Raw genomic sequence first — 13,349 nt, 5'->3', positions numbered from 1 at the left:
GTCCGGCCCGCTGTTTCGTGTTGCTGCCGGGCTGTCAGGCGCGGTGGCGGCCTCGGCGGGAGCCTGGGCGGCGGGTGCCGTGGGTGGGGGTCTGGGGGCGCGGGTGCTGGGGGGCCGCGCTGGATGCGTCGTCGGACGGCGAGGGCCAGGTCTCCGACAGCGGCGCGCCTGCCATGGCCATGGTCGGGTCAGTGAGGTGGACGGGCCTGGAGGTGGCCGGGTCAGTGGGATGGGTGGGTCTGGAGGGCGTGGGGGAGGTGGAGCGGTGGCGGCGGCCGCGGAGCGGGGTGTCCTGGGTGAACGGCTCGGTGAACTGACGGTCGACGGCCGACGGGCGGTGGCGGCGGCCGCGCGGGGAGGCGTCCGTGGCGAAGCCTGTCAGGCCCTCCGCCGGGTGCTCACGGCCGCGCCGCCGGCCGGAGTAGGCGCCGGAGGGGTGCTCGCGGCGGGAGGCGGATCCGGTCGCGCCGGCGCGCGAGGACGCCGCGTTGGGGGTGAAGGCGTCGAACTCGCTCGCCGCGCCCGGCGTGCGGGAGAACGCCTCGAACCCGCTCACCCGGGCGTGGGGCGACGGCTCGCCGCTGCTCGTCGCATACAGGGTGCGCGGCTCGCCTCCGCTCGGTGCGGGCCTGGTGCGGGAGAAGGGCGCGAACTCGCTCGCCCCGTGGCGGGTGTGCGGGAACGGCTCGAATCCGCTGGTGGTGTGGCCGGTGCGGGACTCGGGCCGGGCAGGTGTTCGGGGGGCGAGGGGGAAGGGCTCGAAGCGGCGGGCCGCGGTGGCGGGCTCGGTGGCGTTCGTCGTCCGCCGCACGTAGGGCCTGATGGGGCCGGTGGCATCCAGCCTGCGGGGGAAGAGTTCGAGAGGGCCGGTGGTCTCCGGCGTGCGAGGGGAGCCGCTCAACGATCCTGAGCGGGAGAACGCGCTGAACTCGCTCGTCGCCTCGGGAATGACGATCGTCTCGAACGCGGGTACGACGGTCTCCTGGAGCGACCTGAGCGCGCCGACCGGCTCGGCGGCGTCCGGAAGGGGCCTGTCCAGGAGGGGCCCGTCCAGGAGGGGCCGGTGCGGGCCGGTGAGTTCGACGGCGTTCCGGCGCGGCGGACGCTCGGCGGTGACGCGTCCGGCGGCCTTACGGCGACGGCGGTGGGCCGGGGCCGGCGCGGGGGCCGCGGCGAGGGCCGGGCGCAGCCGCAGGCGTTTGGTCTTGGTGATCGCCAGCATCGCCAGGGTGGCCACCAGGGCGGAGGTGAGGATGGCGGGGGATCCGAGTACGGCGGCGGGCGGCGGCGAGGAGGCGGCGACGTCCGTGATCACGGGGATGGGGCCGGTGGTCACCGCGCTGGTGTCGGCGGCGGAGTGCTTGGCGTGCTTGCCGCTCTTGGGCACCGCCGGCGACGAGGCCGTGCCGGATACGGGGGCGGGGTCCGCACCCTTGGCGGCGGTCTTGGGCGAGGGCTTGGGGGCGGGCGCCTCGGCCTGCCCGGTCTTCTTCTTGGCGGTGCTCTTCGGCGCCGAAAGCGGCGTCTTCGCCTGCTCTTCCGTCTCCAGGAACGGGATCTCCGAGCGGAACTGCTCGGGCAGCTGGAGCGTGCCAGGCTTGTGGCTGCCGGGGTGGTCGGCCGCGTAGTGCCCCTCGCGCATGGACTTCTTGGCGTCCAGGCGTTCCTTGATCTTCCACGGGTAGCCGTAGCCGACGACCTTGCTGGTGTCGCGCTCCTTGCGCTTGGCGACGCCCCCGTCGATGTTGCCTTCGATGGTGAAGATCCGGCCGCCTTCGACCCGGGTCACGATGCCCACGTGGTCGATCCGGCCGATGCTGTTGGAGCCGCTCCAGTCGTAGAAGACGAAGGCGCCGGGCTCGGGCTTGGTGCCCCAGGCGTCCTGCTTCTTGAACCACTTGGCGTGCGCGACGGTCCAGGCGAACTGGCCCATCCACTCCTCGTAGCCGAGCTTGTGCGCGGCCCAGGAGAGGAACATGTCACACCAGGGAGCGTGGGTGTAGTCGGCGTCGAACTCCACGTTCTTGCCGTACCAGCTGCCGAACTTGGTGTACGCGCTTGCCTTCTCCGCGTAGCCGAGCTCGTTCTCCAGCAGCTCGATGAACTTCTTCATCTCAGGGGTCATGGAAGTGTGGGGGCAACCCTTCCGAGCGAGTCCGGTTTCGTCCGCGCAGCCTGGGGTACCGGGGTGACCCGGGACGCTTGTGACAAAACCGGAGACCTGTTGTCATCCGTGATGCGAGAGGCTACCGGCACGTAAAGGCAGGTCAAGCACGCGTCAAGGGAAGGCCATGCCCGTTCCATGCAGGAAGCCGCAGGTCAGTAGTATTACGGAAATATCACGACAAAGGTGATTCAACGCAAAAAAGATCTACCAAAACCGTTGAACTACCTCACTCCGTTGTCGTTCCGTCGCTGTACGTACCGGAAGAGGTCGCATGTAGAACCTTGTTCTAAGATGCCAGGCATGACGATCGAGGCGACCATCAGCGAATCCCGGGTCGAGGCGCTGTGCGCCCTGGCCGCGCAGACCAGGGAGCTCATGGACGCCGTGGCCATGACCGGCGTCGGAGAGCAGGAGCTGGCCGCCGTCACCGCCGAGCTGCGCGCGCTGACCGAGCGGCTCGACGCGGCCGGCCGTACGTCTCCGCATCCTTTCGAGATCCGCGCCGACGGCACCGTCCGGACCCTGGGCAACGCCGTCATCGGCGCGGGCAACCCGTTCGCGTTCCCGCTCGTGGTCGAGCACGTCGCGGAGGGAAGGGTGCGGGCGGAGGTGGCGTTCCGGCCGTTGCACGAGGGCCCGCCCGGCGGGGTGCACGGCGGGATCACCGCCATGGTGCTCGACCACATGCTGGGCCAGGCCGCCGCCGTGGCCGGGTACGCGGGCGTGACGGCGACGCTGACCATGTCCTACCGCGCGCCGGTGCCCTACGGCACGCCGGTGGTGGCGACGGCCGAGCACACCCGGGCCGAGGGCCGTAAGAGCTGGTCGGACGGCCGCATCTCGCTGCCTGACGGAACCCTGCTGGTGGAGGCGACGGGCCTGTTCGTCACGCCGGCCGCCTGGCTGCGGGGCGACGGGCCGCGCGGCCTCCCGGACGGCGGCGCCCGCACAGGTCAGTAGCCCGTACAAGGGTCAGTGGCTCGTACGGGTCAGTAACCCGCGCCGGTGAGCAGTCCGCCGTCCACCGTGAACTCGCTGCCCGTGCAGTAACTCGACCGGTCCGAGGCCAGGAACGCCACCACGTGCGAGACCTCGACCGGCTTGGCGAACCGTTTGATGACCATCGACTTCACGAAGGTCTCCGCGTCCACCTCGGCCGCCAGCTCAGGGTCCAGCACCATCGGGGTGTTGATCGCCCCCGGATGCACCGAGTTGACGCGGATTTTGAACCTGGCCAGCTCCCGGGCCGCCGACTTGGTGACCCCGCGGATGCCGAACTTGGAGGCCGAGTAGGCGGACAGGCCCTCGGCGCCGATGAAGCCCTCGATGGAGGAGATGTTCACGATCGAGCCCCGGCCGGCCGCCTTCATGGGCTCGATCACCGACTTGATCCCCAGCCAGGTGCCCCTGAGGTTGACACTGATGACACGGTCGAAGTCATCTAGCGACATATCGCTGATACGCCGAAATTTCAGGATCCCGGCGTTGTTGACGAGGACGTCCAGCGCGCCGTACAGACTGACGGTCGTCGCCACCGCGTGCTCCCACTCCCGCGGGCTGGTGACGTCGTGGCGCACGTACGTCGCCCCGGTCTCCTCCGCCAGCGCCTTGCCCTCCTCGTCGAGCACGTCACCGAAGACCACGCGCGCCCCCTCCTGCAGGAACAGCCGCACGTGCGCCTCGCCCATGCCCCGCGCCCCGCCGGTGACCAGCGCCACCTTCCCGTCAAGCAGTCCCACAACGCCCTCCCGCCGCCACGGCGACCGCCGCCGCCTCCATCGATCGGTACACGGGGATCCCCGCGGCCGTCATGATCGCCCCGATCTCGTCCTCGACTCCGGCGGGGGCGCACTCGCCGTTCCTGGTCACCAGCGTGATCCGGGTGGTGAGCTCGCGCTGCGCCCCGGCGAGCGCCCGCGCGTACGCCAGCAGCGGCTCCGCCGCCGTGCCGTAGGTGAAGAAGCTCTGCACGTTCACGTGCGCCACCACGTCGCGGTACGGCCGGCCGCGCACGGCGACGCCGATCACCTCCCGCACCAGCTCGGCCCGCCCACGCGGCCCCACGGGGATCTCCAGCGGATTGCCCCCGGCGTGGACCCCGAGGCGCGGCAGCTCGCTCAGCAGCGCGTCCGGCAGCGGATCCAGCCGCACCCCGGCCCGCGCGAACGCGTCGGCCGCCAGCACACCCGCCCCGCCGCTCGGCCCGATCACCAGCGTCCCGTCCCCCGCCGCCGCTCGCGCGCCGTCCGCCTGGAGATACGCCTGCGGGCCGTCCCCCTGGAGGTGTGTCCGCGAGCCGTGCGCCTGGAAGTACGCCAGCGCGCCGATCAGCTCGTCCTGGCTGTTGACCAGCGTGACCCCGGCCTGGTCGGCGACCGCCTCCCAGATCCGCGACCGGCTCACCAGCCCGCCCGTGTGCGAGGCCGCGGCCCGCTGCCCCTGCTCGGTCCGGCCGCCGACCAGCAGCGCCACCGGCATCCCCGCGCCGGCCAGCGCCTCGTACAGGGCCCGGCCGTCGCGCGGATCCTCCAGGTACAGTCCCACCGCGCGCGTCTCCCGGTCCCGCGACAGCCACCGGAGCAGCTCCGCCGGGGTGACGTCGACGGCGTTCCCGACGGTCGCCACGCGGCTGAAAGCCAGCCCGCGCCGCTCCCCGACCTTGATCACCTCCCCGGCCAGGCCGCCGCTCTGCGAGATCAGCGCGACCGTCCCCGCCGCCCCCAGCCCACCGCCGACGAACGTCTGACGGCCGCGCGGGCAGTAGACGCCCATGCAGTTCGGCCCGAGCAGCCGCGTCCCCGCCGCCCCCGCGGCGGCGAGCAGCTCCCGCTCCAGCTCCGGCCGCCCCGCCTCGCCGAACCCGCCGCTCATCACCTGCACGAACGCCACGCCGCCGGCCTGCCGCACCACCTCCGCACACTTCTCAGCCGGTACGGCCACGAGCGCGTAGTCCACGCCGGCCTCGGCCAGCGACCGCACGGCGGGCACCCCGGCGACCTCACGCGCCCGCGGATGGACGGCCACCAGGGGGACGCCGGTCGCCTTGTAGAACTCCAGGAACATGTTGCCGAAGTTCGGCCTGGTCGTGGAGGCCCCGACCACGGCCACCGCCGCCGGCTCGAAAAGCGCCTCGAACCCGCCGTCGACCGGCGCGGACTCAGACGCCCACGGCGGGACGTGTGCGGCACCCGAGCGGTGGACCGGGGGTGCGGGCGAAGCGTTGCGGGCCGGGAGATAGCGGGCGTCCACCGCTGTGACGCCGGACGCCGTGGCGATGACCGGGTTCAGCTCGAACTCGCCGAGGTCCAGGCGCTCCCACAGCCCGCCGGGCCCGCCGATCGTCATGAGGAGCGTGACCACCGCCTCCAGGTCCACCGGCCGCTCGCCCCGGTGACCGTGCAGCAGCGCGGCGCCGCGCAGGGACGCCATCATGTGCCGCACGTCCTTCTCCGACACCGGGCACAGGCGCAACGCGGTGTCCCGCAGCACCTCCGCCAGCACCCCGCCCAGCCCCACGAGCAGCACCGGTCCGAACCCGGGATCGCGCACCAGCCCCACGATCAGCTCCACGCCCGCGCCCGCCTGCTCCTCCACCAGGAACCCGTCGGCGGCGATCCCCTGCTCGTCCAGCCGCGCGGCCATCGCGGCGGCGGCCCCGGCCACCTGCCCTCTGCCGAGCCCGAGCACCACCGCGCCCGCATCCGACTTGTGCGTCAGCCCCGGCCCGAACGCCTTGAGCACCAGCGGCTCCGCCAGGTCCGTCGCATCCTGGAAAGCGAAGTCAGCACCGACGTCGGCCACCACGATCCCGCGCGGAACTCGTACCCCTGCCCTCCGGAGCAGTGCCTTGACCTCGTGCTCCCTCATGGAACCTCCTTGCCGGCCGGAAACCGCGGGGCCGGGTCAGCCGAGCAGGTGGCCGTGCTGGTCGCGGATCTCCCGGCGGAGCAGCTTGCCGGGGCCGCCGGAGGCGTCCTCGAAGTGCGGGAGGGCGTCGGCGATCACGATGTGGTCGGGCCGCTGGTGCGCAGGGAGGGTGTCGGCCAGGGACAGGGCCAGCTTGGCGGCGTCCAGGGTGTGCCCGGCGCGCGCCACGACCGCCAGCAGGATGCGCTGCTCCGCCGCCTCCTGGCCCTCGGCGTGCGCGGGCACGCCCACCGCTCCCGCCTCGGCGACGCCGTCGAGGGCGGTGACCGCGTCCTCGATCTCCGCCGGCTGCGTCCACGCCCCGCCCTTGAGGATGGCGTCCTCGCGCCGCCCGAGCACCCGCAGCACCCCGTCCGGGGAAAGGGTGCCGAGGTCACCGCCGACGTACCAGTCGCCGCGCAGCACCTCCGCGGTCTTGTCCGGCAGCCCGTCGTAGCCGGCCATCCGGTGCGGACCGGCGAGGTTGATCTCGCCCGCCTCGCCGATGACCCGCTCGCCCGCCGGGTCCGTCACCCGGACCGCGTTGCCGGTGCGGGCCCGGCCGGACGAGCCGAGCGGGGTGGAGCCGTCGTCCACCCGGCCCATGCAGGTGTACGGGGCCTCGGTCTGGCCGTAGTAGGCGTAGACGGCGGCGTCGGGGAGGCGATGCTTGATCCGTTCCAGCATGGCCGGCGTGAGCGGTTCGCCGCCCAGCATGATGACCCGGAGGGACGACAGGTCCACGCCCTCGTGGCCGGGCGAGCCGAGCAGGGCCGCGTAGAACGACGGGATCTGCGAGACATGCGTGACCCGTTCCCTCGGCACCACCGTGAGGAAGTTGGCCGGACCCCAGTCCTGCTCCAGCACGAGCCGCATCCCGGCGTACAGGGCGGGCCCCACGATGGCGGGGAAGCCGATGCCCCAGATGATGGCGCCGGTGCCGAACACCGACTCGGCCGAGCGCGGCACGTCGAGCCAGATCTGGGCCGTCGCCAGGCACGAGGCGTGCGTGTGGACGACCGCCTTGGGCAGCCCGGTGGTGCCGGAGGTGTAGTACAGGGCGAGCGGGTCGTCGTGGCCGCCTCCCAGGGGCGGCGGCTCCGCCGAGGCCGTCGCCGACAGGGCGTCCAGGTCGACCGCGTCCGCGTCGGGGCCGCCCACCTTGATCCAGGTGGTCACGCCCGGCAGCGACGGCCTGATCTCGGCCACCACCCGCTCCACCGTGGAGTCGTACACGAAGGCCGTGCACCGGGAGTGCTCGACGACGGCGCGCAGCGTGTCCGCCGGCCAGTACGGGTTCAGCGCGGCGGTGATCGCGCCGATCTTGGCCTGGGCCAGGTAGACCTCGGCCACGTGCAGGGTCTCGTTCAGCAGGGCCGCGACCCGCCGGCCGGGGACGACGCCCGCGGTGAGCAGGGCGTGGGCGCGCCGGTTCACGATCCGGTCGAGCTCGCCGTAGGTGAAGCTCCGCTCGCCGCAGTAGGTGAGCGCCACCTGGCCGGGCGCGCGCATCGCGCCGGCGGTCAGGATCGCGTGCCCGTAGTTGCCGTACGGTGATCGCGCCATGGGGGCCTCCAGGTCAGAGGGGCGAATAGAGCACGAAGACGTTTCCTGAGGGGTCACGCAGCACGGCGCGCGTCTCGTGCGGCCCGCTCTCGGGCGCGCGCACCACCTCGCCGCCACGCGCCTCCAGCTCCTGTACGGCCAGCGGCACGTCGTCCACCTTGTACGAGGGCGCGGCCGAGGCGGTGACGTGCTCGGCGGGCCCGGCCAGCGCCACCGTCACCCCGCCCGCGTCCAGCGCGGCGAACCTGTCACCGTCGCGGAACTTCACCGGCAGCCCGTAGAACGCGATGGCCTGGTCCAGGTCGGTGACGGGGATGAGCACGTTGCCGAGCCTCACAGGGGCCTCCAGTGCGGTAGGTCGTCCACGAACGTCACCCGCACCGGCATCCCGATCCGGACCTGCTGGGGCGGGCACCCTACGACGTGCCCGAACACGCGGGCCCCCTCGGGCAGGTCCACCCACGCGGGCACGTACGGCTCGCGGCCCCGGTAGGCGGGCACGAAGGAGCGGTGCACGACGGTGAACGTGTGCACCACGCCCCGGCCGGACACCGGCTCGAAGGCCAGCTCGTCGCCGTCGCACCAGGGGCAGCGCGGCTCCGGCAGGTGCACCCGGCGGGCGCAGGAGGTGCAGCGCTGGACGAGCAGCTCGCCGCGCGCGCAGGCGGCCCGGTAGGCCGAGATGTCACCGCTCATCGCTTGCCAAGCTAGCGCACGCTTGGTTACCCGACAAGCTCCGGGGAAGCGACTTCCCCGGCCGGGTCCGGGGCGTCGGGAATCGGGTCCGGACAAGGGCTGCGCGGCGGGGGCGCTTCGGCGGTCGGGGACGGCTGTCGGGTGGAGGCCGTGAGGGGATCCCCATGGGGAATCGGGTTGAGCGAGGACTGCGCGGTGGTGGGGTAGTGCTGCCGGGCGGGGATCGGGGCCGCAGAAGGGCGGGTGGCGGGAGGCGCTTCGGTGGCCGGGCGGTGGGCGGGGGCCTGGGACGCGGGTGGGGTGCCGGTGGGGCTCTGGCCGCCGGGGGTGGGGTGGCCGGACGTGGGGTGGCCGGTGGCGCTCGGTGTGGCGCAGTCCGGGCCGGTCACGGTCACCTCGCTGATCTGCGGGCCGTTGGCCGCCGCCGGTTCGGTCATCGCCACGATGGCCAGGTGCGCCCGCTCGCCGCACGCCACCGCGCCCAGGTCGCGCCGCACCGCGCTGGTGTAGCTCGTCCGGCCGGTGAGCGTGCGTGTCTCGCTCGCCATCTCACGGGCCGGGCCGTCGCCGTCACGTCGCATGTACGAGATGCGCAGGCGTACCTGTCCTGGGCCGTCGGCGGTGACGCGCACCGAGCCCTCGGAGCCGCTCCAGGACAGGATGCCCGCCGCCTGAACGGCCGGACGCGGCGTCGCCCCGGCACTCCGCCGCCCGGTCGGCGTCGCGGAGGCGCTCGTCGCCGGGGGCGTGGTGGGGGAGCCGGGGGTGGGGGCGGCTCCCGTGGGATCGGGCGGCATGGAGTCGGTCGAGGCATCGGCGGGGGTGCCGGGCTCGTCCTCTCCCGAGGTTCTCGCCGGGGTGTCGGGCCTGGAGTCCGCCGAGGTTTGCGCCGGGTCGTCGGGCTCGGGGTCGGTGGGCTCCGTCGTGCTCTCCGGCGGCGGCAGCAGCACCGTGCCCGGACTCGGCGGCAGCCGGCCGCCCGACATCATCAGCGTGGCGGCCAGCGCCGCGACCGTGGCCCACGCCACCCACAGGTACGGCGGCCAGATGGGCACCCACCGCGGCACGCGGCGCAGGCGGGAGGCGCCGCGCGCCACCGAGCCCGCCCGGCCCGCCACCGATCCCGTCCGGCCCGTCCGGCCCGCCACTGGATCCGTCCGGCCCGCCGAGTCCGGCCTGGCCAGGGGGAAGTGCAGGGCGAGCAGCGTGGCCGGCTCGGCGAGGTTCCGCCGTCCCCGCTTCTCCCAGTCCGGTCCGTACCCCGCTTCGGCGTCCCGCTCCAGCTCGGCGGCGAACTGCCGGGCCGAGGCGTACCTGGCGGTCGGGTCCTTGGCCAGCCCGCGACTGAGCAGCCCGCGCAGCGGGTCGGGGACGATCTCCACCGGCACCGGCTCCACCAGGTGCCGGTCACGCAGGCCGGGGACGTCGTCGGCCTGGTAGGGCGGCCGCCCCCGGACGGCCTCGAACAGCAGGCAGGCGGCCGCGTACAGGTCGGCGGGCGGCCCGGCGGCGCCGAGCGTCCACAGCTCGGGCGACATGTACGCCGGGCTGCCCGCGGGCACGCCCGGCTCCTCCACGTGCACCACGATCCCGAAGTCCGACAGCTTGCAGGCGCCGTCCGCCTGGACGAACACGTTCTCCGGCCGGACGTCGCGGTGCGCCACGCCCTTCTCGTGGGCGGCGGCCAGGCCGTTGAGGACCGTCTTGAGCAGCGCGAGCCCCGCCTCGGGGCTGACCGGGCCGTGCTCGGCCAGGAGCGCGCGCAGCGACACCCCGTCGACCAGCTCCATCACCACGGCCGCACGTGAGGACGTCTCGACGTACTCGTGCAGCTTGACCGCCGCCGGGTCGTCGAGCTCTACCAAGGCGGCGGCGTCCGCGCGGTAGCGGCGCATGAACTCGGCGTCCCTGCGCAGGGTGGCGTTGAGGTACTTGACGGCCACGTAGGCGCCGGTCGCCTGGTAGGTGGAGAGGAACACGCGGCCGGTGCGGCCCTCCCCGAGCTGGCGTACGTCGCGGTAACCAGGGACCAATCCGAACCCCCCGTTGATGGCGCCTCTTGCGTCGACCAGGGACCAGTTGCCGGCGCCTCATGCATTCGACGGTCTCACCCGGGGTTCCGGTTGTCACGACTGCGGATATTTCGTACGAAGTAATCGGGATATAGCCGGACGGTGGTCCTCGCGCGTACGCTCATGACCAAGCAAGCGCTCGGCTAAGGGGGACTTCGGGTGGGGAAGACCGCTGTGCTGGTCATGGAGATGCAGAGGGGCGTTGTCGGCGATCTGACGAAATTTCCGGACCTGGTGGAGGCGTGCCGGCGTCACGACGTGATCGCCAACACCGCGACCCTGCTCCAGGCGGCCAGGGCGGCCGGGATGCCGGTGATCCACTGCACCGCCGCCTTCCGCCCCGACCGGGCCGGCTCCCACACGGGCAACTGCCCGTTCATCGTCGCCCTGCTCAAGGACCCCGCCCACCTGCTCGACGGCACTCCACCGGTGGAGGTGCTGCCGGAGCTGCGCGGCGAGGGTGACCTGGAGAGCAGGCGTCACCACGGGTTCTCCCCGTTCACCGGAACCGCGCTCGACACCACCCTGCGCTCCCTCGGCGTCTCGGCCGTGGTCGCGGCGGGGGTCTCGCTCAACCTCGGCATCCCCGGCCTGGCCCTGGAGGCGGTCAACCTGGGTTACCGGGTCACGGTGGTCACCGACGCGGTCGCGGGCATCCCGGAGGACTACGCGCAGGCCGTACTGAAGCACACGATCAGCCTCCTGGCCACCCGCACCACCACCGCGACCCTCGTCGAGGAGTGGAAAGCGGGAGCCACCCGATGACGGGGCCAGGTGAAATGGGGCTGGGCGGGACGGAGCCGGGTGGTACTGAGCCGGGTGGTACGGGGTCGGGTGGGATGAGACTGGGTGGGATGGGGCTGGGTGGGCGGGTGGCCGTGGTGACCGGGGGAGCGGGTGGTATCGGCTCGGCCATCGCCGCCGACCTGGCGTCGCTCGGCGCGCGGGTGATCGTCGCCGACGTGGACCTGCCGGGCGCGGAGAAGGTCGCGGCCGGGCTCGCGGGCGCGTCGGCGCTGGCCGTGGACCTCACCTCGCCTCCCTCCATCGAGGGCTTCGCCGCCGCCGCCGGCCAGGTGGACATCCTCGTGCACAACGCGGGCGTCTCCATCGTGGAGCCGTTCACGACCAGCGACCCGGCCGGCTGGGACCTGATGTGGCAGGTGAACCTGCGCGGCCCGATGCTGCTCACCCAGCTCCTGCTCCCCGGCATGCTGGCGGCGGGGTGGGGGCGGCTGGTGTTCGTCTCCTCCGACGGCGCGAGGGCGGGCTCCGGTGGCGAGGCGGCCTACGCGGCGACCAAGTCGGGTCTGTTCGGCCTGGCCAAGACGCTCGCCCGGGAGGCCGCGCGGGCGAACGTCACCTCCAACGTGGTCTGCCCCGGTCCCACCGACACCCCCATGCTGCGCCAGGTGAGCGCCGACCGGCCCGGCCTGGTCGAGAAGATCACCCGAGGCGTCCCGCTGCGCCGCCTCGGCACCCCCGCCGACGTGGCCGGGCTCGTCGCCTACCTGTGCACCGATCGCGCCGCCTACCTCACCGGCCAGACCCTGTCGGTGAGCGGCGGCGTGACCATGCACTGACGGCAGGCACCGACTACAGCGACTCGTACACGGCCTGGATCAGGTGGTAGGCGCGCATGCTGCCGGAGACGGCGTCGGCCATCCGGTTCATCACGTAGCCGGCGGCCAGCCCGTGCTCGACGTCGCCCAGGCCGAGGGATCCGCCCGCGCCGCTGTGGCCGAACGCGCTCGGGGACGGCGACAGGAACGTCATCGCCGGGCGCATGTAGCCCAACCCGAACGAGCTGTCCACGTACAGGACCCTGTCGGGGCCGGTCGCGCGCGGGCGGATGGCCTCGCGCAGCGTCTCGGGGCGCAGGAGCTCGCCGGCGACCAGCGCGCGGTAGAAGCCGGCGAGGCCGGCGGCCGTGGTGACGACACCGGCGGCCGGCCAGCCCGCGCGCAGGATGACCGGGTTGTTGGCGCCGCCGTCGAGCAGCCGCATGCTGGGGTTGCCGAGGGCGCGGTTCATGAGGCTCTGCGGGTCGCGCCCGGCGGCGGCCATCCGGGTGAACACGTCACCGGCGGCTTCACCAGCAGCGTCACCAGCGGTGTCCCCGGTGGCGGCCTGGGCGGCTTTCTCGGCGGCCTGTTCCGGCACCGCGGTGACCGTGCCGGAGCGGCGGTCGGGGCCCTTGATCCGGGCGGCGCGTTCGATCACGTCGTCCGGCGCCCCTACCCACAGATCCAGCCCCAGCGGCCCGGCGATCTCCGCCGCCACCAGGTCGCCGACGGACTTGCCGGTCACCCGGCGCACCACCTCGCCGACGAGGAACCCGTACGTCAGCGCGTGATAGCCGTGCGCGGACCCCGGCTCCCAGATCGGCGCCTGGCCCGCGATCCTGGCCGCGATGGCCGGCTGGTCCTCGAACTCCTCCACCGGCACCGGCTCCTCGAGCACCGGCAGCCCGGCCTGGTGGGTGAGCAGGTGCTCGACGGTGATCGACGCCTTGCCCTCGGCGGCGAACTCCGGCCAGACGTCCGCCACCGGCGCCGAGACGTCCACCAGTCCCCGCTCGACGAGCTGCAGCAGGACCGTCGCGGTGAGCGCCTTGGTGCAGGAGTAGGCGAACGCCGGGGTGTCGTGCTGCCAGCGGCGCTCGGTGCGCCCGTCGGCGACCCCGTCCCACAGGTCCACGACGAGCTCGCCGTTCAGGTGGACCGCGAACGCGGCGCCCAGTTCGAGCCCTTCGGCGAACTGCCGTGCGAAGACCTCGCGCACGCGGGAGAAACGGGGATCGCAGTACATGGAACCTCCGGAAACTCACTGGGCTGCCGAGCCTAACAATTCCGGCCATATCCGCACAGAAGGCCACGTCTGGTCTGTGAAGTGTGGCCCTCCAGGGCGTGATATGCGGGCTTACGCTGGGTGTGGCCTCG

At 73.2% G+C, this 13,349-nt stretch carries 11 protein-coding genes; 3 read left to right on the top strand and 8 right to left on the bottom strand.

What is annotated here, in order from left to right:
- Nucleotides 1-34: 34 nt before the first annotated feature.
- A complete protein-coding gene (locus tag ACTMTF_RS11590; protein WP_441110590.1) occupies nucleotides 35-2,113 on the bottom strand; it encodes a CHAP domain-containing protein in 2,079 nt (692 codons plus the stop codon).
- A 354-nt stretch (nucleotides 2,114-2,467) separates the two neighbouring features.
- On the opposite strand from ACTMTF_RS11590, the gene ACTMTF_RS11585 reads away from it, so the two are divergent.
- A complete protein-coding gene (locus ACTMTF_RS11585) occupies nucleotides 2,468-3,127 on the top strand; it encodes a PaaI family thioesterase (protein WP_441110589.1) in 660 nt (219 codons plus the stop codon).
- Between the two features lie 29 nt (nucleotides 3,128-3,156).
- On the opposite strand, the gene ACTMTF_RS11580 is transcribed toward ACTMTF_RS11585, so the two are convergent.
- From ACTMTF_RS11580 to ACTMTF_RS11555, 6 genes are read right to left on the bottom strand one after another with little or no spacing between them, the layout of a single operon-like run.
- Entirely contained in the window at nucleotides 3,157-3,906 is a 750-nt protein-coding gene (locus tag ACTMTF_RS11580) for a glucose 1-dehydrogenase (RefSeq protein ID WP_441110588.1), read from the bottom strand.
- A complete protein-coding gene (locus tag ACTMTF_RS11575; protein ID WP_441110587.1) occupies nucleotides 3,893-6,034 on the bottom strand; it encodes an acetate--CoA ligase family protein in 2,142 nt (713 codons plus the stop codon). Before ACTMTF_RS11575 ends, ACTMTF_RS11580 begins: the two co-directional genes overlap by 14 nt.
- 36 nt (nucleotides 6,035-6,070) lie before the next feature.
- Nucleotides 6,071-7,639, bottom strand: a complete 1,569-nt coding sequence (locus ACTMTF_RS11570) for a class I adenylate-forming enzyme family protein (RefSeq protein ID WP_441110586.1) — start codon at nucleotides 7,637-7,639, stop codon at nucleotides 6,071-6,073.
- A gap of 13 nt (nucleotides 7,640-7,652) precedes the next feature.
- The gene (locus ACTMTF_RS11565) at nucleotides 7,653-7,976 is read right to left on the bottom strand and encodes a VOC family protein (RefSeq protein WP_397008952.1); all 324 of its coding nucleotides are present in this window, start codon (nucleotides 7,974-7,976) and stop codon (nucleotides 7,653-7,655) included.
- Entirely contained in the window at nucleotides 7,973-8,335 is a 363-nt protein-coding gene (locus ACTMTF_RS11560; protein ID WP_441110585.1) for a Zn-ribbon domain-containing OB-fold protein, read from the bottom strand. The genes ACTMTF_RS11565 and ACTMTF_RS11560 overlap by 4 nt, the downstream gene beginning before the upstream one ends.
- Before the next feature lie 26 nt (nucleotides 8,336-8,361).
- The gene (locus ACTMTF_RS11555) at nucleotides 8,362-10,368 is read right to left on the bottom strand and encodes a protein kinase domain-containing protein (RefSeq protein WP_441110584.1); all 2,007 of its coding nucleotides are present in this window, start codon (nucleotides 10,366-10,368) and stop codon (nucleotides 8,362-8,364) included.
- 198 nt (nucleotides 10,369-10,566) lie between these two features.
- Here ACTMTF_RS11555 and ACTMTF_RS11550 point away from each other — a divergent pair, with 198 nt between their 5' ends.
- Nucleotides 10,567-11,172, top strand: a complete 606-nt coding sequence (locus tag ACTMTF_RS11550) for an isochorismatase family cysteine hydrolase (RefSeq protein ID WP_441110583.1) — start codon at nucleotides 10,567-10,569, stop codon at nucleotides 11,170-11,172.
- A gap of 89 nt (nucleotides 11,173-11,261) precedes the next feature.
- The gene (locus ACTMTF_RS11545; protein WP_441110582.1) at nucleotides 11,262-11,990 is read left to right on the top strand and encodes an SDR family NAD(P)-dependent oxidoreductase; all 729 of its coding nucleotides are present in this window, start codon (nucleotides 11,262-11,264) and stop codon (nucleotides 11,988-11,990) included.
- A gap of 13 nt (nucleotides 11,991-12,003) precedes the next feature.
- On the opposite strand, the gene ACTMTF_RS11540 is transcribed toward ACTMTF_RS11545, so the two are convergent.
- Nucleotides 12,004-13,218 (bottom strand): serine hydrolase domain-containing protein, encoded by a 1,215-nt coding sequence (locus tag ACTMTF_RS11540; RefSeq protein WP_441110581.1) that lies wholly within the window; start codon nucleotides 13,216-13,218, stop codon nucleotides 12,004-12,006.
- Nucleotides 13,219-13,349 lie beyond the last annotated feature (131 nt).

The sequence above is a fragment of the Nonomuraea sp. ZG12 genome (assembly GCF_052068115.1).
Taxonomy (GTDB): Bacteria; Actinomycetota; Actinomycetes; order Streptosporangiales; family Streptosporangiaceae; genus Nonomuraea.
This window is presented reverse-complemented; position numbering and strand designations above follow the sequence as displayed.

Excerpts from the sequence above, each read along its gene's own strand:
- ACTMTF_RS11590 (WP_441110590.1), bottom strand. The coding sequence starts at position 2,113 with ATGAAGAAGTTCATCGAGCTGCTGGAGAACGAGCTCGGCTACGCGGAG.
- ACTMTF_RS11585 (WP_441110589.1), top strand. The coding sequence starts at position 2,468 with ATGACGATCGAGGCGACCATCAGCGAATCCCGGGTCGAGGCGCTGTGC.
- ACTMTF_RS11575 (WP_441110587.1), bottom strand. The coding sequence starts at position 6,034 with ATGAGGGAGCACGAGGTCAAGGCACTGCTCCGGAGGGCAGGGGTACGA.
- ACTMTF_RS11570 (WP_441110586.1), bottom strand. The coding sequence starts at position 7,639 with ATGGCGCGATCACCGTACGGCAACTACGGGCACGCGATCCTGACCGCC.
- ACTMTF_RS11540 (WP_441110581.1), bottom strand. The coding sequence starts at position 13,218 with ATGTACTGCGATCCCCGTTTCTCCCGCGTGCGCGAGGTCTTCGCACGG.
- ACTMTF_RS11545 (WP_441110582.1), top strand. The coding sequence starts at position 11,262 with ATGGGGCTGGGTGGGCGGGTGGCCGTGGTGACCGGGGGAGCGGGTGGT.
- ACTMTF_RS11560 (WP_441110585.1), bottom strand. The coding sequence starts at position 8,335 with ATGAGCGGTGACATCTCGGCCTACCGGGCCGCCTGCGCGCGCGGCGAG.